This window comes from Streptomyces albidoflavus (assembly GCF_000719955.1).
In the GTDB taxonomy this organism is placed as follows: Bacteria; Actinomycetota; Actinomycetes; order Streptomycetales; family Streptomycetaceae; genus Streptomyces; species Streptomyces albidoflavus.
Map to the genome: position 1 here is coordinate 1 of NZ_JOII01000031.1, position 13,849 is coordinate 13,849.

The following is a 13,849-nucleotide window of genomic DNA, read 5'->3' on the forward strand; positions in this document are numbered from 1 at the left end:
CCCTCAACCCCAGCCCCTCAAACCCACCCCGCCGCCCGGCTGATCCGAATCGCATCCACCCGGTTCCTCGCCCCCACCTTCCGCGTAGCCGAAGCGATGTAGTTCCGCACCGTCCCGTGCGACAGGCACAACCCCCGGGCGATCTCCGCCACCGAGTCCCCCTGCGCGGCCCTGCTCAGCACCCGCACCTCGCGTGGTGAGAGCGGCATGTCCATCGCTCGGAGCAGGCTCATCGCGAGCCCGTCGTCCACGTACCGCCCGCCCCCGGCGGCCAGCCGTATCGCGGTGGCCAGGTGGTTGGCCGGCCCGTCGCGGTCGACCAGGCCGAGTGCGCCGGCCGCGTAGGCGAGCCGGAGTACGCCAGGGTGTTCCGCGCCGGCCAGCACCACCAGGGCCGCGCGCCCCCGGCTCGCTCCGGCGAGGCCGATTCCGGCGCGCTCTGCGCCCGCCCCGGCGAGGCCCAGTCCCGGGCGGGCGGCGGCGAGGGCGGGGGTGGCGTGGGTGGGTTCCTTGGCGGAGCCTTGCAGGGATCGGCGTTCGAGGTGGGCCGCTCCCACGGGACAGGAGCCGTCGACGACGGTCACCGTGGCGGGAGCGCCGGTCGTGCCGGGTGCGCCGGTGGGGCCGGACGAGGCTCTTGTGAAGCCGGGGGCGCCCGTGACCTGGAACCTTTCGCGTTCCAGCAGGGCCACCAGGGCCGATCGCAGGACACCCGAGCTGTGGATCACCTGTACGCGAGCCGTCGTTTGTGCGCGAGACATCGTTCCGCCTTCCGCTTTCCGGAGACTCAGCGGGGCGTCGCGCTCCGGGGTCGGAACCGCGGCGCCGTCACTGTTCAGCCTTGGCCGACGGGCGTCGCCGTCCGGGAGGCGAAACGGTTCCGCCAGCGGAGCGGGCGGCGTCCGTGGTCGCCGCAGATCGGCGGCGGGCCCATCATCGGCGGGAGCCGGAGAGCGGGGGAGGGCGCGGAAGGGGGCGCGCGGGGCGCCCGGAACGTTCGGAAGTGAGCCGGAGCGTGCCGGGCGGGACGTGGCGCTCAGCCCTCGACGGCGGCCCGCGTCTCGCGCCGCTGCGCGGCGATCTGGCGGACCAGCCCGGCTCCCGCGATGAGGAAGCCGACGCCCATCAGCATGGAGACCAGGTAGGCGGCGGTCGGGAACGGGTCGGAGCCGAGGAAGAGGGGCGCGACGGTGACGAGGGTCGCCAGGGCGCCGATGATGAAGACGATGCCGCCGGTCTTCACGAGGCGGTCGCCGGGGGCCGGGGTCTGCTGGGTGGTGTCGGACACGGGTCCAGCGTAGTTCCCCGGCCCCCGTAATCTCCGCGCCGGGGTGGAGCGGATGGGATAGCTTCGCCGTGGGTACATCCCCCCTGATATGTGACCAGGACACTGCGGCCGGACGGCGGCAGGGCGAGAAGGGACAGTGCTTTGCCGACTGGCAAGGTCAAGTGGTTCAACAGCGAGAAGGGCTTCGGCTTCCTCTCCCGCGACGACGGCGGCGACGTCTTCGTGCACTCGTCCGTGCTGCCCGCCGGCGTCGAAGCGCTCAAGCCCGGCCAGCGGGTGGAGTTCGGCGTGGTCGCCGGGCAACGCGGTGACCAGGCACTTTCCGTGGTGCTCCTCGACCCGGCGCCCTCGGTCGCCGCCGCCCAGCGCCGCAAGCCCGACGAACTGGCCTCCATCGTCCAGGACCTCACCACCGTCCTGGAGAACGTCAGCCGGAGCCTGGAGCGCGGCCGCTACCCGGACAGGGCCTCCGGCGCCAAGGTCGCCGGCATGCTCCGCGCCGTCGCCGACCAGCTCGACGTCTGAGCGGGCGACCCCCTTCACCACGTACGACGAGACCGCCGGAACAGCATGTTCCGGCGGTCTCGTCGTACGTGGTGACGTACGTGCTCCAGCCGTTCCGTAGTTCCGTTCCGTTCCGGTTACGGGAAACGCAGGGCGTCCGGGGCGAGCGGCGGGACCAGGCCCTCGGCCGCCGCCCGGGTCAGCAGGCCGCGTACGGCCGCGTACCCGTCCTCCCCGAGGTCGGCGGTGAACTCGTTGACGTACAGGCCGATGTGCTGGTCGGCGACGTCCGCGTCCATCTCCTGGGCGTGCGCCAGGACGTACGGGCGGGAGGCGGCGGGGTCGTCCCACGCCATCCGGACCGAGGTGCGCAGCGCCTGGGCCAGCGCGGTCAGGCGCTCGGCGCCGAGTGAGCGGCGGGCGATGATCGCGCCGAGCGGGATCGGCAGGCCCGTCGTGGCCTCCCAGTGCTCGCCCATGTCGGCCAGCTTGTGAAGGCCGTAGTTCTGGTAGGTGAAGCGCGCCTCGTGGATGACCAGGCCCGCGTCGACCTTGCCGTCCCGGACCGCCGGCATGATCTCGTGGAACGGCATCACCACGATCTCCCCGACCCCGCCCGGCACCTGGTCCGCCGCCCAGAGCCGGAACAGCAGGTACGCCGTCGACCGCTCGCTCGGCACCGCCACCGTCCGCCCGGCCAGCGCCCCCGGCAGGGACGCCTCGCGGGTCAGCACCAGCGGGCCGCACCCCCGGCCGAGCGCCCCGCCGCACGGCAGCAGGGCGTACTCGTCGAGCAGCCAGGGCAGCGCCGCGTACGAGACCTTGAGGACGTCGTACGCGCCGCGCTCCGCCATGCCGTTGGTGAGGTCGATGTCGGCGAAGGTCACGTCGAGCGCGGGCGCGCCCGGGACGCGGCCGTGGGCGACCGCGTCGAAGACGAAGGTGTCGTTGGGGCAGGGGGAGTAGGCGATGCTCAGCCGCCCGGCCTCGTCGGCCGTCCCCTGTACGCCGCCGCCCGTACCGCTCTCACTCATGTCGCCGCCTCGCCTTCGCCGCTGCTGTCACTGCTCGCGCCGCCTGTGCCGCGCGTCCTGCCACCGCTCACGGTACGAGCCGGGCGCGGGCCAGGGCGAAGGGGCTCCCCGCCTCGGCGGGGGCGAGGCGGACGAAGGCCGAGGTCAGCGCGGTGAGGGCGGCGGGAATCCGCCAGGCGTCACGGTCGCGCGGGCCGATGGCGTTGGAGATCGCGCGGATCTCCAGCACCGGCACGCCGTGCGCGGCGGCCGCCTCCGCCACACCGAAGCCCTCCATCGCCTCGGCCACCGCCGACGGGTGGCGGGCCAGCAGCTCGGCCGTGCGGTCGGCGCTGCCCGTCACCGTGGAGACGGTGAGGACCGCGCCGGGCACGAGCCCCGCCTCGCGGGCCGCCTCGACCAGCGCGGCGGGCGGCACGTGCACGTCCGTACCGAACCCGAGCCCGGTCACCGGAACGAAACCGTCCGGTGTCTCCGCGCCCAGGTCGGCCGCGACGATCCGGTCCGCGACCACCACCGCGCCCACCGGCGCCCGCTCGGCGAAACCGCCGCCGATCCCGGCCGAGACGACGAGGTCGTACGGGTTGCCCGCGAGCCGGGCCGCCGTCAGCGCCGCCGAGGTGGCGCTCGCGGCGGCGGCCGGGCCGACCCCGGCGGCCAGTACGTCGGCGCCCGGGGTGCGCAGCAGCACCGCGCCGGGCAGGGCCGTCTCCTCCGGAGTGTCCGGCGCCCCGAAAGCGCGCGCCACCGCGTCCCGCTCGGGCGGGACAGCGGTGGCGACGAGCAGCCGCACGGCGGGCGTGGGCAGGCGGGTCAGGACTCCTTCTCCAGCTTGAACGACCACAGGCCGGTGGCGGAGCTGCCGTCGTTCTCCAGGATGGAGAGGACGGTGGAGTCGCCGGAGGCGCCGTACTGCTGGTTGAAGAAGACGCTGCCGGGGATCGTCCGGAAGGTCTTGTTGGACGCGTCGGTCAGCGGCTGGCCGTTCATGAGGATCGTCCAGCCCTTGTCGGCGATCTTCGGGTCGACGCCGATGTGGACGTCGGCCTCGGTGTCGACCTTCACGGTCTTCACCTCGGCGCCGTCGCCGGAGTCGCCCTCACCCTTGTCCTGGAGGCACTGCTGGAGCTTCTTCTCGTCGATCTTGGAGCCGCCGTTCCAGCACGTCGCCTCGGAGTTCACCGAGTCGGAGCCGATGGTGACGGTGGCGACCGCCGTCGGCTTGTCGCAGGCGGACAGGACGAGCAGGCCGGCGGACACCGCGCCGAGGACGGCGAACCCGCGGCGCGTGGCCGGGCTGAACTGACGTGCGGCTCCGCCGCGGGGCAGGGATGTCATGGGCGAAGGCTATCGGGCCCGTTGGAGCGTCACGCCACGCGGGGGTGCGACGCGCCGCGTCTGGCCGACGCCAGGAGCGCCCGTACGGTCGTCAGCCAGCCGAGTGCCACGATCAGCGCGCCCACGCTCAGCCCCAGCGGCCCGCGCAGCGGCAGCGCGATCCCGATCGCGCCGCCCACCACCCACGCCATCTGCAACAAGGTCTCCGAACGGGCGAACGCCGACGTCCGCACCAGCTCCGGGACATCACGCTGGATCAGCGCGTCCAGCGACAGCTTGGCCAGCGCCTGGGTGAACCCGGCCACCGCCCCCAGCACCGCCACCACCGCCGCGCCGAAGAACACCGCCGCCGACACCGCGACCGCCACCAGCGCCCCCACCACCGTCACGATGATCACCTCCGGCGCCCGGGCCCGCAGCCACGCCCCGACCGCCGTCCCCAGCGCGTTCCCCGCCCCCGCCGCCACACCGACCACCGCCAGCGACACCGCCGCGCTCTGCCCCGTCAGCGGATGCTCACGCAGCAGGAACGCCAGGAAGAAGATGAGGAACCCGCTCTGGCACCGCACACAGGCATTGGCCGCCAGCGCATGCGTCACCGCCGGCCCGACCGTCCTGAGCCCCGGCCCCTTCCGCCGCCGCTCCTTCCCCTTCCCCTCCCCCCTCTCCCCGTCCCTGTCCTTCTCTTCCTCCTTGTTGTCTGTGCTGTCTGTCTTGTCGTCTGTTTTGTCGTCTGTCGTCACCGGGTCCCAGCGGGCGTCCACCGCCGCGGCGAGGTGCTGCTCGTCCGCCGCCAGCAGTGCCCGCCGCTCGCCGCGCGCCGAGTCGACCTTCGGCGGCAGCCGGAACGAGAGGAACGCGCCGCCGAGGAAGAGGAGACACGCCCCGTACAACGGCCACCCCGGGCCGATCATCTGGAGCCCCGCCCCGACCGGCGCCGCCACCCCGGTCGCCAGGAGGCCGCCGAGCGTCACCCGCGAATTGGCTTTGACCAGCGAGAACCCTTGCGGCAAGAGCCGGGGCACCACGGCACTGCGCACCACCCCGTACGCCTTCGAGGCCACCAGGACGCCGAGCGCGGCCGGGTACATCTCCAGGCTTCCCGTCGCCACCGCCCCCGACAGCACCAGCGCCAGTACCGCCCGGGCCAGCATCGACCCGGCCATCGCCGCCCGTCGGCCGTGCGGCAGCCGGTCCAGCAGCGGACCCACCACCGGCGCCAGCAGGGTGAACGGCAGCATCGTCACGGCCAGGTAGAGCGCCACCCGCCCCCGTGCCTCGTCCGTCGGCACCGAGAAGAAGACCGTCGAGGCCAGCGCCACCGTGATCATCACGTCGCCGGCGCCGTTCACCCCGTGCAGCTCGATCAGCCGCCCGAGCCCCGACTCGCCCGCGCCCTGCGCGTGCGTCACCTTGCGGATACCGCGCGCCGGGCCCGTCACGGGAGTCCGCAGCGCGCGGCCCACAACCCGGGCGGCCCTGCGCACCGGGCTGCGCTCCACGCGCGGCGAGCCTGAGGCGGTCACGTGGTGATAGTGCCCCCTGGCGGGCCGAGTATGACCCGAAGTGTCCTGAGCAACCCCTGTGGCCGAAGCGGGGCCGCGCCACCCCTCGCCGGGGTGGCCGCCCGCACCCGTACGACGCGCCGCCGACGCCCCTGAGCGGCCCGGCTTCCCACGTCGGTGTGGGAGACGGGGCCGCGAGAGGGTAGCGTGCACTCACGCGCCTGCGACGGTACTCCCGGCCGCGCGCCTCTTCGCGATCCCCCAGAATGGTTCGCGTAGGCGTGCCCTGGACGATCGGGCGCGGACGTCGACGCGGCCCATCGGTCCGCTCCGTCCGCTGCCCGTCCCCGTCGCATGCGACTCGTGAGACGGCGTAGGAGAGAAGCGATACCTGTGAGCGCAGCGACAACGCGAAGCCGCACCCCCGACCGCTTGTGCGCCGAGGCGGTCGACCTCGCCCGCAGTGTGGCCGAGGAGACCGCCGCCCCCGGGGTGGTCGGCGAGCACCTCGCCGTCACCGCCGACGGCGACCGCGTAGCCACCCACTACTTCGCCTGCCACGACCCCGGCTACCGGGGCTGGCGCTGGGCCGTCACCGTCGCCCGGGCCTCCCGCGCCAAGTACGTCACCGTCGACGAGTCCGTGCTGCTGCCCGGGCCCGACGCCCTTCTCGCACCCGAGTGGGTGCCGTGGAGCGAGCGGCTCCGTCCCGGGGACCTCGGCCCCGGGGACCTGCTCCCCACCGAGGCCGACGACCTGCGCCTGGAGCCCGGCTGGATCGCCGACGAGGAGCCGCCGCCCAACTCGGCCGTCTCCGCCGACATGGCCGAGCTGGTCGAGGCCGAGGACGCCTCCCTCTCCGCCGGGCCGCCCGCCGACCTGCCCCTCGCACCCGAGCGGGGGTCCGTCGCCTCCGTCGCCGAAGAGCTGGGGCTACGCCGCTCCCGGGTGCTCTCGCGGTACGGGCTGCTCGACGCGGCCGAGCGGTGGGAGGCGCAGTTCGGGGCCGAGTCGGCGATGGCGCAGGCTGCGCCGGCGCCCTGTGTCAGCTGCGGGTTCCTTCTGCCGCTGGCCGGGTCGCTTCGGCAGGCCTTCGGGATCTGCGCCAACGCCTACTCTCCGGCCGACGGCCATGTCGTCTCCCTCGCCTACGGCTGCGGCGGCCACTCCGAGGCGGCCGTCATGCCTACGCCTCCCCGCCCCCCGGACCCCGCCCTCGACGAAACCCGCCTCGACCCGCTGCCGCTCGACTAGCCCTGGCCTCACTCGCCGGCCCGGCTCATCGGCCTCCGGCCGGGCTGGGGTGTGGCTGTGCCGCGACTTGGGGTGCCTTGTGTCCGTGCCCGGTCACGGACTGGCCTCAATCGCCGGCCGGGCTGGGATGCGGTGTGGCTGGGCTCCGCCCCTGCGTGCCCGTCGTGACCCTGTGGGTCACTGATGGCCTCAATCGCCGGCCGGGCTGTTGGTTGCCGGGCTCCGTCTCGACCGTGCCGGTCACCGATTGGCCTCAAACGCCGGCCGGGCTATTGGGGTTCGCGGTGCGTTCGCCGGTTGGGTCGGGCGGGGCCGCACCGGGGTACCTCCTCACAAACTGCCAGGTGCGGGGTCAGTCGCTTCAAGGCGGCCGAGCACGGCAGTTTGCTGCGCCGCGTACGAGACCGTGGGGTGGGGACGGGTCGGGGTGCCCCCGCAGCAAACTGCACACACGGCCGCCTTGAAGCGACTGACCCCGCACCATGCAGTCGGTACAGGCAAGCCGGGCCCAGCCGAAAAGCGGCCCTGCCGGACAGACGGCCCCGCAGAAGGCGGCCCCCATTTGGAGCGCTCCGCGCTCCCGAGGCAGGCTTGCCCCCGATCAGCAGGCGCAGCCAAGTTCCCGAGGAGCAACGGTGACCCACCCCACCCCCGCCCAGGAGGGCAAGGACCCCTTCGGCACCGCCCGCCGCAGGCGGACCGTGCTGGACTCATGGGCCGCCTCCCCGGCCAGGTTCCGCGAGGACGCCAACGCCGAGGAGGACCTGGCCCTGGGCGGCTACCGCGACCGCCTCATCGTGGAACTGGCCCAGAACGCCGCCGACGCGGCATCCCGCGCGGGCACCGACGGCCGCCTCCGCCTGACCCTGCACGAGAGCGCCGGCACCCACGTCCTGGCCGCCGCCAACACGGGCGCCCCCCTCGACGCCACCGGCGTCGAATCCCTGTCGACGCTCAGGGCGTCCGCCAAGCGCCCGGCCACCGGCACCGCCACCGGTGCCGCCCCCGGGGCCGGCCCGAGCGTCGGCCGCTTCGGCGTCGGCTTCGCCGCCGTCCTCGCGGTCAGCGACGAACCGGCCGTACTGAGCCGCACCGGCGGCGTCCGCTGGGACCTGGCCCAGGCCCGCGAGGCCGCCCGCGAGGTGGCCCGCCACAGCCCCGGCCTCGGCGACGAGCTGATCCGCCGCGACGACCATGTCCCCCTGCTGCGGCTCCCGTTCCCCGCCGAGGGCATCCCGCCCGAGGGGTACGACACGGTGGTCGTCCTCCCCCTGCGCGACGCGGCCGCCCAGGACCTGGCCGAACGCCTGCTGGCGGGCGTCGACGACGCCCTGCTGCTCGCCCTGCCGGGGCTGACCGAGATCGTGGTGGAGACCCCGGAGTCGACCCGCGTCCTGCGCCGCCGCGACGAAGAGCCGTACGTCGTCATCGAGGAGTCGACAGGCGGCAGCGGAGCGACGGGCGCCCCGGCCGAGACCCGCCGCTGGCGTACCGCGACCTCCGGCGGCCCCCTGGACGCCCCCCTCCTGGCCGACCGCCCGGTCGAGGAGCGGCTGCGGCCGTACTGGTCGGTGGTGTGGGCAGTCCCGGTCGATGCCGAGGGCGCCCCGGTCCGCCCGGCGACCGCCCCGGTCGTCCACGCCCCCACGCCCAGTGACGAGCCGCTGGGCGTGCCCGCGCTGCTCATCGCCTCGTTCCCGCTGGACACCGCCCGACGGCACGTCGCCCCGGGCCCGCTCACCGACTTCCTGGTGGCCCGCGCCGCCGAGGCGTACGCCGGGCTGCTCGGCGCCTGGCGCCCGGTCGGCCCGGCCGCCGTCGGCCTGGTCCCGGGACCGCTGGGTCTGGCCGCCGTCGACGGGGCCGTACGCGCCGCCGTCCTGGACCTGCTGCCGCGTACGGCCTTCCTCCCGCCAGCCCTGCCCCCGGCCGGGCCGGACGAGGAGCCCGACACCGACGTACCCCTCCTGCGCGCCGACCGCCCGGAGGCGCTGCGTCCGATCGAGGCGGAGCTGGTGGAGGGGGCGGGCGAGGCGACGGTACGGGTCCTCGCCGAGGTGCTGCCGACGCTGCTGCCCGCCGGGCTGGAGCGCCGCGCCGAGCTGCGCACCCTCGGGGTGGGCCGGCTGTCGCTGGGAGAGGCGATCGACCGGCTGGCCGGCGTGGAGCGTTCGCCGGCCTGGTGGTACCGGCTGTACGACAGCCTCGCCGGGGTCGACCCGGACCGGCTCCAGGGGCTGCCGGTGCCGCTCGCGGCCGGGTCCACGGCGGGCAGCCCGCGCCAGGTGCTGCTGCCCGGCCCGGCCGAGGACGGGCCCCGGCCCGCCGCGCTGGCCCGCCTCGGCCTGAAGGTCGCCCATCCGGAGGCCGCCCACCCGCTGCTGGAGAAGCTGGGCGCGCTGCCCGCGACGCCGCGCGCCGTGCTCCGTACGCCGCAGGTGCGCGCGGCCGTCGCCGAGTCGCTGGAGGGCGACGGGTACGCGCTGCGCGACGACGCCCCCGACGCCGAGGAGCTGGCGGAGCTGGTCCTGACGCTGGCCCGCGACGCCGAACTGGCCCCCGGCGACGAACCCTGGCTCGGGGCGCTCGCCCTCCCCGACGAGGACGGCGAACTGTCGCCCGCCGGTGAACTGGTTCTGCCCGGCGGCGAGTTCGCCTCCGTCATGCGGGAGGGTGAGCTCGCGGCGGTGGACGAGGAGTGGGCCGGGCGCTGGGGCGAGCAGCCGCTCGCCGCCTGCGGTGTCCTGGCCCGCTTCACCCTGGTCCGCGCCACCGACGTCGTCCTCGACCCGGACGAACTGGAGCCGCGCGACACCGACTTCGCCGAACCGGACGACGTGGGGCTGCTCGACGCCGTCGACGTCTGGTGCGAGGACGTCCTGGACCAGCTGCCGGACGGGCCCGTCCCGCCGGTCGCCACCGAGATCACCGCCGTCCGCGACCTCGACCTCGTCGACGACGACCGCTGGCCCGAGGCGCTGGCGCTGCTCTCCCGGCCGCCGCTGCGCGACGCGCTCACCCAGCCGGTGCGCGTCCTGCTCCCCGACGGCACCACCGAGTCGGTCCGGCCGTACACCGCCTGGTGGCTGCGCGGCCACCCCGTCCTCGACGGCCGCCGCCCGGCGGGGCTGCGCGCCGCTTCCGGGGACGCGCTGCTCGCCGGGCTCTACGACGAGGTGGACGCCGCCGGTTTCGACGACGCGCTGGTGCTGCGCGCCCTCGGGGTACGCACCACTGCCGCCGCCCTGCTCGACGAGCCCGGCGGCGCTGCCGAACTCCTGGACCGCCTCGCCGACCCGGACCGCGAGGTCTCCGCCCGCCAACTGCACGCCCTCTACGGCCTGCTGGCCGAGCTAGACCCCGAGGAGGTCACGCTCCCCGACGAACTGCGGGCCGTGGCCGACGGCGTCGTGACGGTCGTGGACGCTCGTGACGCGCTGGTCGCCGACGCTCCCGATCTGCTGCCCTTCGCCGCCGGGCGCCCCCTGCTGCCGGTCGCCCCGGCGCTGGCCGCGCGGCTCGCCGAGCTGCTCCAGGTGGGGCGGCTGTCGGAGGCGGTACGGGTCACCCCGGCCGGGGAGGGGGTGGAGCATCCCGTGCCGGAGGCTGTGCGTGAGCTGCTCGGGGACGGGGTTCCCGCCTCCTACCGGGAGCACGACGAACTCCTCGCCGACGGGGTCGAACTGGACTGGCACCTCACGGCCTCCGGGGTTCTGCATGCCGCCACCCTGGAGGGGGTTGCCGCGGGGCTCGCCTGGGGGGCGGGGCAGTGGCCCCGCCGGTTCGAGGTGGCCGCACTCCTGGAGGACCCGTCCCGTAGGGCCGAACTCTCGCGTGACCGCTGGTTCGACTGAGCCCACCCGCCACCCATTCAGCTCGGCTCGCCTCCGACCGGGATGCGGCTGCGCCGCGACTGGGGGTGCCTTCGCCTGTGCCTGGTCCCCGACTGGCCTCAAACGCCGGCCGGGCTGGGGCGTGTCTGCGCCGCGTCTGGGGGTGCCGGTCGTTGCCCGTGCCCGGTCACTGACTGGCCTCAATCGCCGGCCGGGCTGTCAGGTTCGCGGTTTCTCCGGTGCGTGGGTGGGGTGGGGCCGTGCCGGGGTACCTCCTCACAAACTGCATGGTGCGGGGTCAGTCGCTTCAAGGCGGCCGTGTGTGGGGTCGTGCCGGGGTGCCCCCGCAGCAAACTGCCGTGCTCGGCCGCCTTGAAGCGACTGACCCCGCACCTGGCAGTTTGTGAGGAGGTACCCCTGACCGGGCACGGGCAACGACCGGCACCCCCAGTCGCGGCGCAGCCACCTCCCAGCCCGGCCGGCGATTGAGGCCAGTTCGTGACCGGCACGGGCAGCAACTGGCACCCCAAGCCGTGGCGCAGCCACAGCCAAGCCGTGGCGCAGCCACAGCCAAGCCGCGGCGCAGCCACCCCCCAGCCGCGGCGCAGCCGCAGATCAGCCAGGCCCCTCGCCGAGGGCGCCCCCGTGGAGCCACACGGGCAAGTTCCGGTGCCCGTTGGAGATGAGGGAGGGGAAGGGAGGCAGACCTTCGGCGGGCAAATCCAGGGCAAGCCCTGGAAAGCGGGCGAAGAGCAGGCGCAGGCACACCTCGACCTCCAGCCGCGCCAGCGGCGCCCCCACACAGAAGTGCACCCCGTGCCCGAAGGCGAGATGCTCCTTGCTGAGGCGCCCGGCGTCGAAGACGTCGGCGTCATCGTGCCAGCCGGGGTGCCGGTTGGCCGCGGCGTAGGAGGCGAGGATGGCCTCGCCGCGGGCGATGGTCCGGCCGTCGGGGAGCGGGATGTCGCGGACGGCGTACCGCAGGGGCAGGTGTTTGACGGCGCTCTCGTGACGCAGGGTCTCCTCGACCACGTCGCCCCAGCCGACCTGCCCGGAGCGGACCAGGTCGAGCTGGCCGTCGACGGTGAGCAGCGCGTGCACGGCCTGGTCGATGACGTTGACCGTGGTCTCGCACCCGGCGCTGATCACCAGCAGCAGCGTGTCCCGCAACTCCTCGTGGGAGAGGGCCGGTTCGGCGCCCTCCTCGTCCGGGGTGGCGAGCAGCAGCGAGGTGGCGTCGTCGCCGGGTTCGGCGCGGCGCGTGGCGATGAGCTGGTCGAGGACGACGTAGAGGGCACCGGTGTTGGCCGCTGCCTCCTCGCGGCCGAGGGTGGTGTCGAAGACACCGTCGACCACGGCGCGGAAGTGGGCATACCGCTCCTCGGGCACTCCCATGAGGTGGCCGATGACGGCGACCGGCAACGGGTACGCCAGCTTCTCGCGCAGGTCGACGGGCGCGTCCGGCGGCAGCGCGGCCAGATCGTCGAGCAGTCCGGCGGTGATCCGCTCCACCACGGGCCGCACCGCCTCGACCCGCCGGGCGCTGAACGCGGGCGCGATGATGCGGCGCAGCCGCCGGTGGTCGGCGCCGTACGAGGTGAACATGTTGCGTACCGCGACCCAGAGTGCCAGCGGCCAGCTCTGCACGGTCTCGGCGAAGGCCGGCCAGTGGGCCCGCCCGTCCTTGGAGACGTCCGGGCTGGTCAGCAGGGCTCTGAGGAGGACCGGGTCGCTGACCGACCAGGCCGGGACGCCGAGGACGTCGACGCGGGTGGCCGGGCCTCGGGCGTGCAGGGCGCGGTGTTCGGCGTGCAGGTCGGCCCCCGTGGGGTCGAGGACGAGGGGTTCCTGTTCCGGTGGGGCGGAGGACGGCATGGTGGTCAGCTCCTTGGCCGGACGACGTGGCTGCTCCCCAGAGTTGGGGGCGGCTCGGGTGCGCGGGCAGGGGGCACGGAGAGCAGGTGGTGGCGGTTCCGGGCGCGGGGGCGGGCGTTCGGGGGCGAGGCGTGCGCCCGTCGTGCGCGGCCGGGCCGGGTCCAGGGAGGGGCGTAACCCCCGTTCCCCCTCTGTTCACAGAAAAGTCGAACTGTCCTACAACCCTTCACATGTCCCGGTGGTCTTGTCTGTCGAGTCATGGGACTCGACAGGCCGGGCGGGCCCGTACCGCCGCGGTCTGGGGACGGCCTCCACGGGGGGCCCTTCTCCACTGGGGAAACACACATGCGTATTCGTGCCACTGTTGCCGTCGTCAGCGGCGCCCTGGCCCTGTCCGCTCTCACCGGCGCCGCCGCCCAGGCCGCCCCGGGACCCGACCGCGAGCGGATCCAGGTGCCCACCGCGGAGTCGGTGTTCGGCAAGCAGGCGACGGCGAAGGGCAAGGGCTTCAAGGCCGCCGCCGTGCCGAAGATCTCGAAGGTCACCGTCAACGGCGGCAAGGACATCGTCCTCGGCACCACCAAGGCGAAGACCTTCTCGGTCAGCATCACCGCCTCGCACGCCAGCAACATCGGGGACGCCTACGCCTACTTCTGGCACGGCTCCACCTACGAGACCGCCGACGGCGTCTTCATCCCGAACGAGGAGTACGCCTCCTGCAAGGCGTCCAGCGCCACCACCTCCACCTGCAAGCTGACCTTCACGGTCGACCCGCAGTGGGAGCTCATCAACGACCTGGCGGGCAGCTGGAACGTCGGGGTCGGTGCCCTGGCCGCCGACGACTCCGACTTCGCCTGGAACGACAAGCACAGCAAGACCCGCGTCCAGCGCTACTCCAAGCTGGTCGTGAACGCCACGCCGGAGCCGGTCAAGAAGGGCAAGACCCTCACGGTCAACGGCACCCTGTCCCGCGCCAACTGGGACACCTGGAAGTACGCCGGTTACACCCAGCAGTCGGTGAAGCTCCAGTTCAAGAAGAAGGGCGCCGCCAGCTACACGACCGTCAAGACGGTCAAGAGCGGCTCCAAGGGCGCGCTGAAGACCACCGTCAAGGCCGCCTCGGACGGCTACTGGCGCTGGAGCTTCGCCGGCACCTCCACCACCCCGGCCATCAACTCCACGGCCGACTTCGTGGACGTGAAGTAGGCGAAGCAAGCC

The 13,849-nt window shown here is 74.2% G+C and carries 11 protein-coding genes; 4 read left to right on the forward strand and 7 right to left on the reverse strand.

What is annotated here, in order from left to right:
* Window positions 1-17 precede the first annotated feature (17 nt).
* Together IF45_RS0125115 and IF45_RS0125120 are read right to left on the reverse strand one after the other, a co-directional pair.
* Window positions 18-761: a response regulator transcription factor gene (locus IF45_RS0125115; RefSeq protein WP_008415570.1), complete on the reverse strand. Its 744-nt coding sequence runs from the start codon at window positions 759-761 to the stop codon at window positions 18-20.
* 275 nt (window positions 762-1,036) lie between these two features.
* Window positions 1,037-1,288: a hypothetical protein gene (locus tag IF45_RS0125120; protein ID WP_003950020.1), complete on the reverse strand. Its 252-nt coding sequence runs from the start codon at window positions 1,286-1,288 to the stop codon at window positions 1,037-1,039.
* A gap of 141 nt (window positions 1,289-1,429) precedes the next feature.
* Here IF45_RS0125120 and IF45_RS34310 point away from each other — a divergent pair, with 141 nt between their 5' ends.
* Window positions 1,430-1,813, forward strand: a complete 384-nt coding sequence (locus tag IF45_RS34310) for a cold-shock protein (RefSeq protein ID WP_003950021.1) — start codon at window positions 1,430-1,432, stop codon at window positions 1,811-1,813.
* Window positions 1,814-1,929: 116 nt separating this feature from the next.
* Here IF45_RS34310 and IF45_RS0125130 read toward each other — a convergent pair whose 3' ends face one another.
* The 4 genes from IF45_RS0125130 to IF45_RS0125145 all read right to left on the reverse strand — a co-directional run bounded on the left by IF45_RS0125130 (window position 1,930) and on the right by IF45_RS0125145 (window position 5,651).
* Window positions 1,930-2,826 carry a 1,4-dihydroxy-6-naphtoate synthase gene (locus IF45_RS0125130; protein ID WP_018469941.1) on the reverse strand — a complete coding sequence of 299 codons (897 nt, stop codon included), beginning with the start codon at window positions 2,824-2,826 and terminating at the stop codon, window positions 1,930-1,932.
* A gap of 67 nt (window positions 2,827-2,893) precedes the next feature.
* Window positions 2,894-3,619 carry a futalosine hydrolase gene (locus tag IF45_RS0125135; RefSeq protein WP_008415565.1) on the reverse strand — a complete coding sequence of 242 codons (726 nt, stop codon included), beginning with the start codon at window positions 3,617-3,619 and terminating at the stop codon, window positions 2,894-2,896.
* A gap of 20 nt (window positions 3,620-3,639) precedes the next feature.
* Window positions 3,640-4,164: a hypothetical protein gene (locus IF45_RS0125140; RefSeq protein ID WP_008415563.1), complete on the reverse strand. Its 525-nt coding sequence runs from the start codon at window positions 4,162-4,164 to the stop codon at window positions 3,640-3,642.
* Between the two features lie 29 nt (window positions 4,165-4,193).
* Window positions 4,194-5,651, reverse strand: a complete 1,458-nt coding sequence (locus tag IF45_RS0125145) for an MFS transporter (RefSeq protein WP_103487895.1) — start codon at window positions 5,649-5,651, stop codon at window positions 4,194-4,196.
* A gap of 411 nt (window positions 5,652-6,062) precedes the next feature.
* Between IF45_RS0125145 and IF45_RS0125150 the strand changes: the two genes are divergently transcribed.
* Together IF45_RS0125150 and IF45_RS0125155 are read left to right on the forward strand one after the other, a co-directional pair.
* A complete protein-coding gene (locus IF45_RS0125150) occupies window positions 6,063-6,923 on the forward strand; it encodes a DUF3027 domain-containing protein (RefSeq protein WP_008406155.1) in 861 nt (286 codons plus the stop codon).
* A 635-nt stretch (window positions 6,924-7,558) separates the two neighbouring features.
* Complete coding sequence (locus IF45_RS0125155) at window positions 7,559-10,777, forward strand: sacsin N-terminal ATP-binding-like domain-containing protein (protein ID WP_030309732.1); 3,219 nt, start codon at window positions 7,559-7,561, stop codon at window positions 10,775-10,777.
* A 594-nt stretch (window positions 10,778-11,371) separates the two neighbouring features.
* On the opposite strand, the gene IF45_RS0125160 is transcribed toward IF45_RS0125155, so the two are convergent.
* Window positions 11,372-12,631: a cytochrome P450 family protein gene (locus IF45_RS0125160; protein WP_030309734.1), complete on the reverse strand. Its 1,260-nt coding sequence runs from the start codon at window positions 12,629-12,631 to the stop codon at window positions 11,372-11,374.
* 345 nt (window positions 12,632-12,976) lie between these two features.
* Between IF45_RS0125160 and IF45_RS0125165 the strand changes: the two genes are divergently transcribed.
* Entirely contained in the window at window positions 12,977-13,837 is an 861-nt protein-coding gene (locus IF45_RS0125165) for a hypothetical protein (protein WP_008404125.1), read from the forward strand.
* Window positions 13,838-13,849 lie beyond the last annotated feature (12 nt).

Coding starts and splice junctions, on each gene's coding strand:
- IF45_RS0125115 (WP_008415570.1), bottom strand. CDS start 761: ATGTCTCGCGCACAAACGACGGCTCGCGTACAGGTGATCCACAGCTCG.
- IF45_RS0125130 (WP_018469941.1), bottom strand. CDS start 2,826: ATGAGTGAGAGCGGTACGGGCGGCGGCGTACAGGGGACGGCCGACGAG.
- IF45_RS0125140 (WP_008415563.1), bottom strand. CDS start 4,164: ATGACATCCCTGCCCCGCGGCGGAGCCGCACGTCAGTTCAGCCCGGCC.
- IF45_RS0125160 (WP_030309734.1), bottom strand. CDS start 12,631: ATGCCGTCCTCCGCCCCACCGGAACAGGAACCCCTCGTCCTCGACCCC.
- IF45_RS0125165 (WP_008404125.1), top strand. CDS start 12,977: ATGCGTATTCGTGCCACTGTTGCCGTCGTCAGCGGCGCCCTGGCCCTG.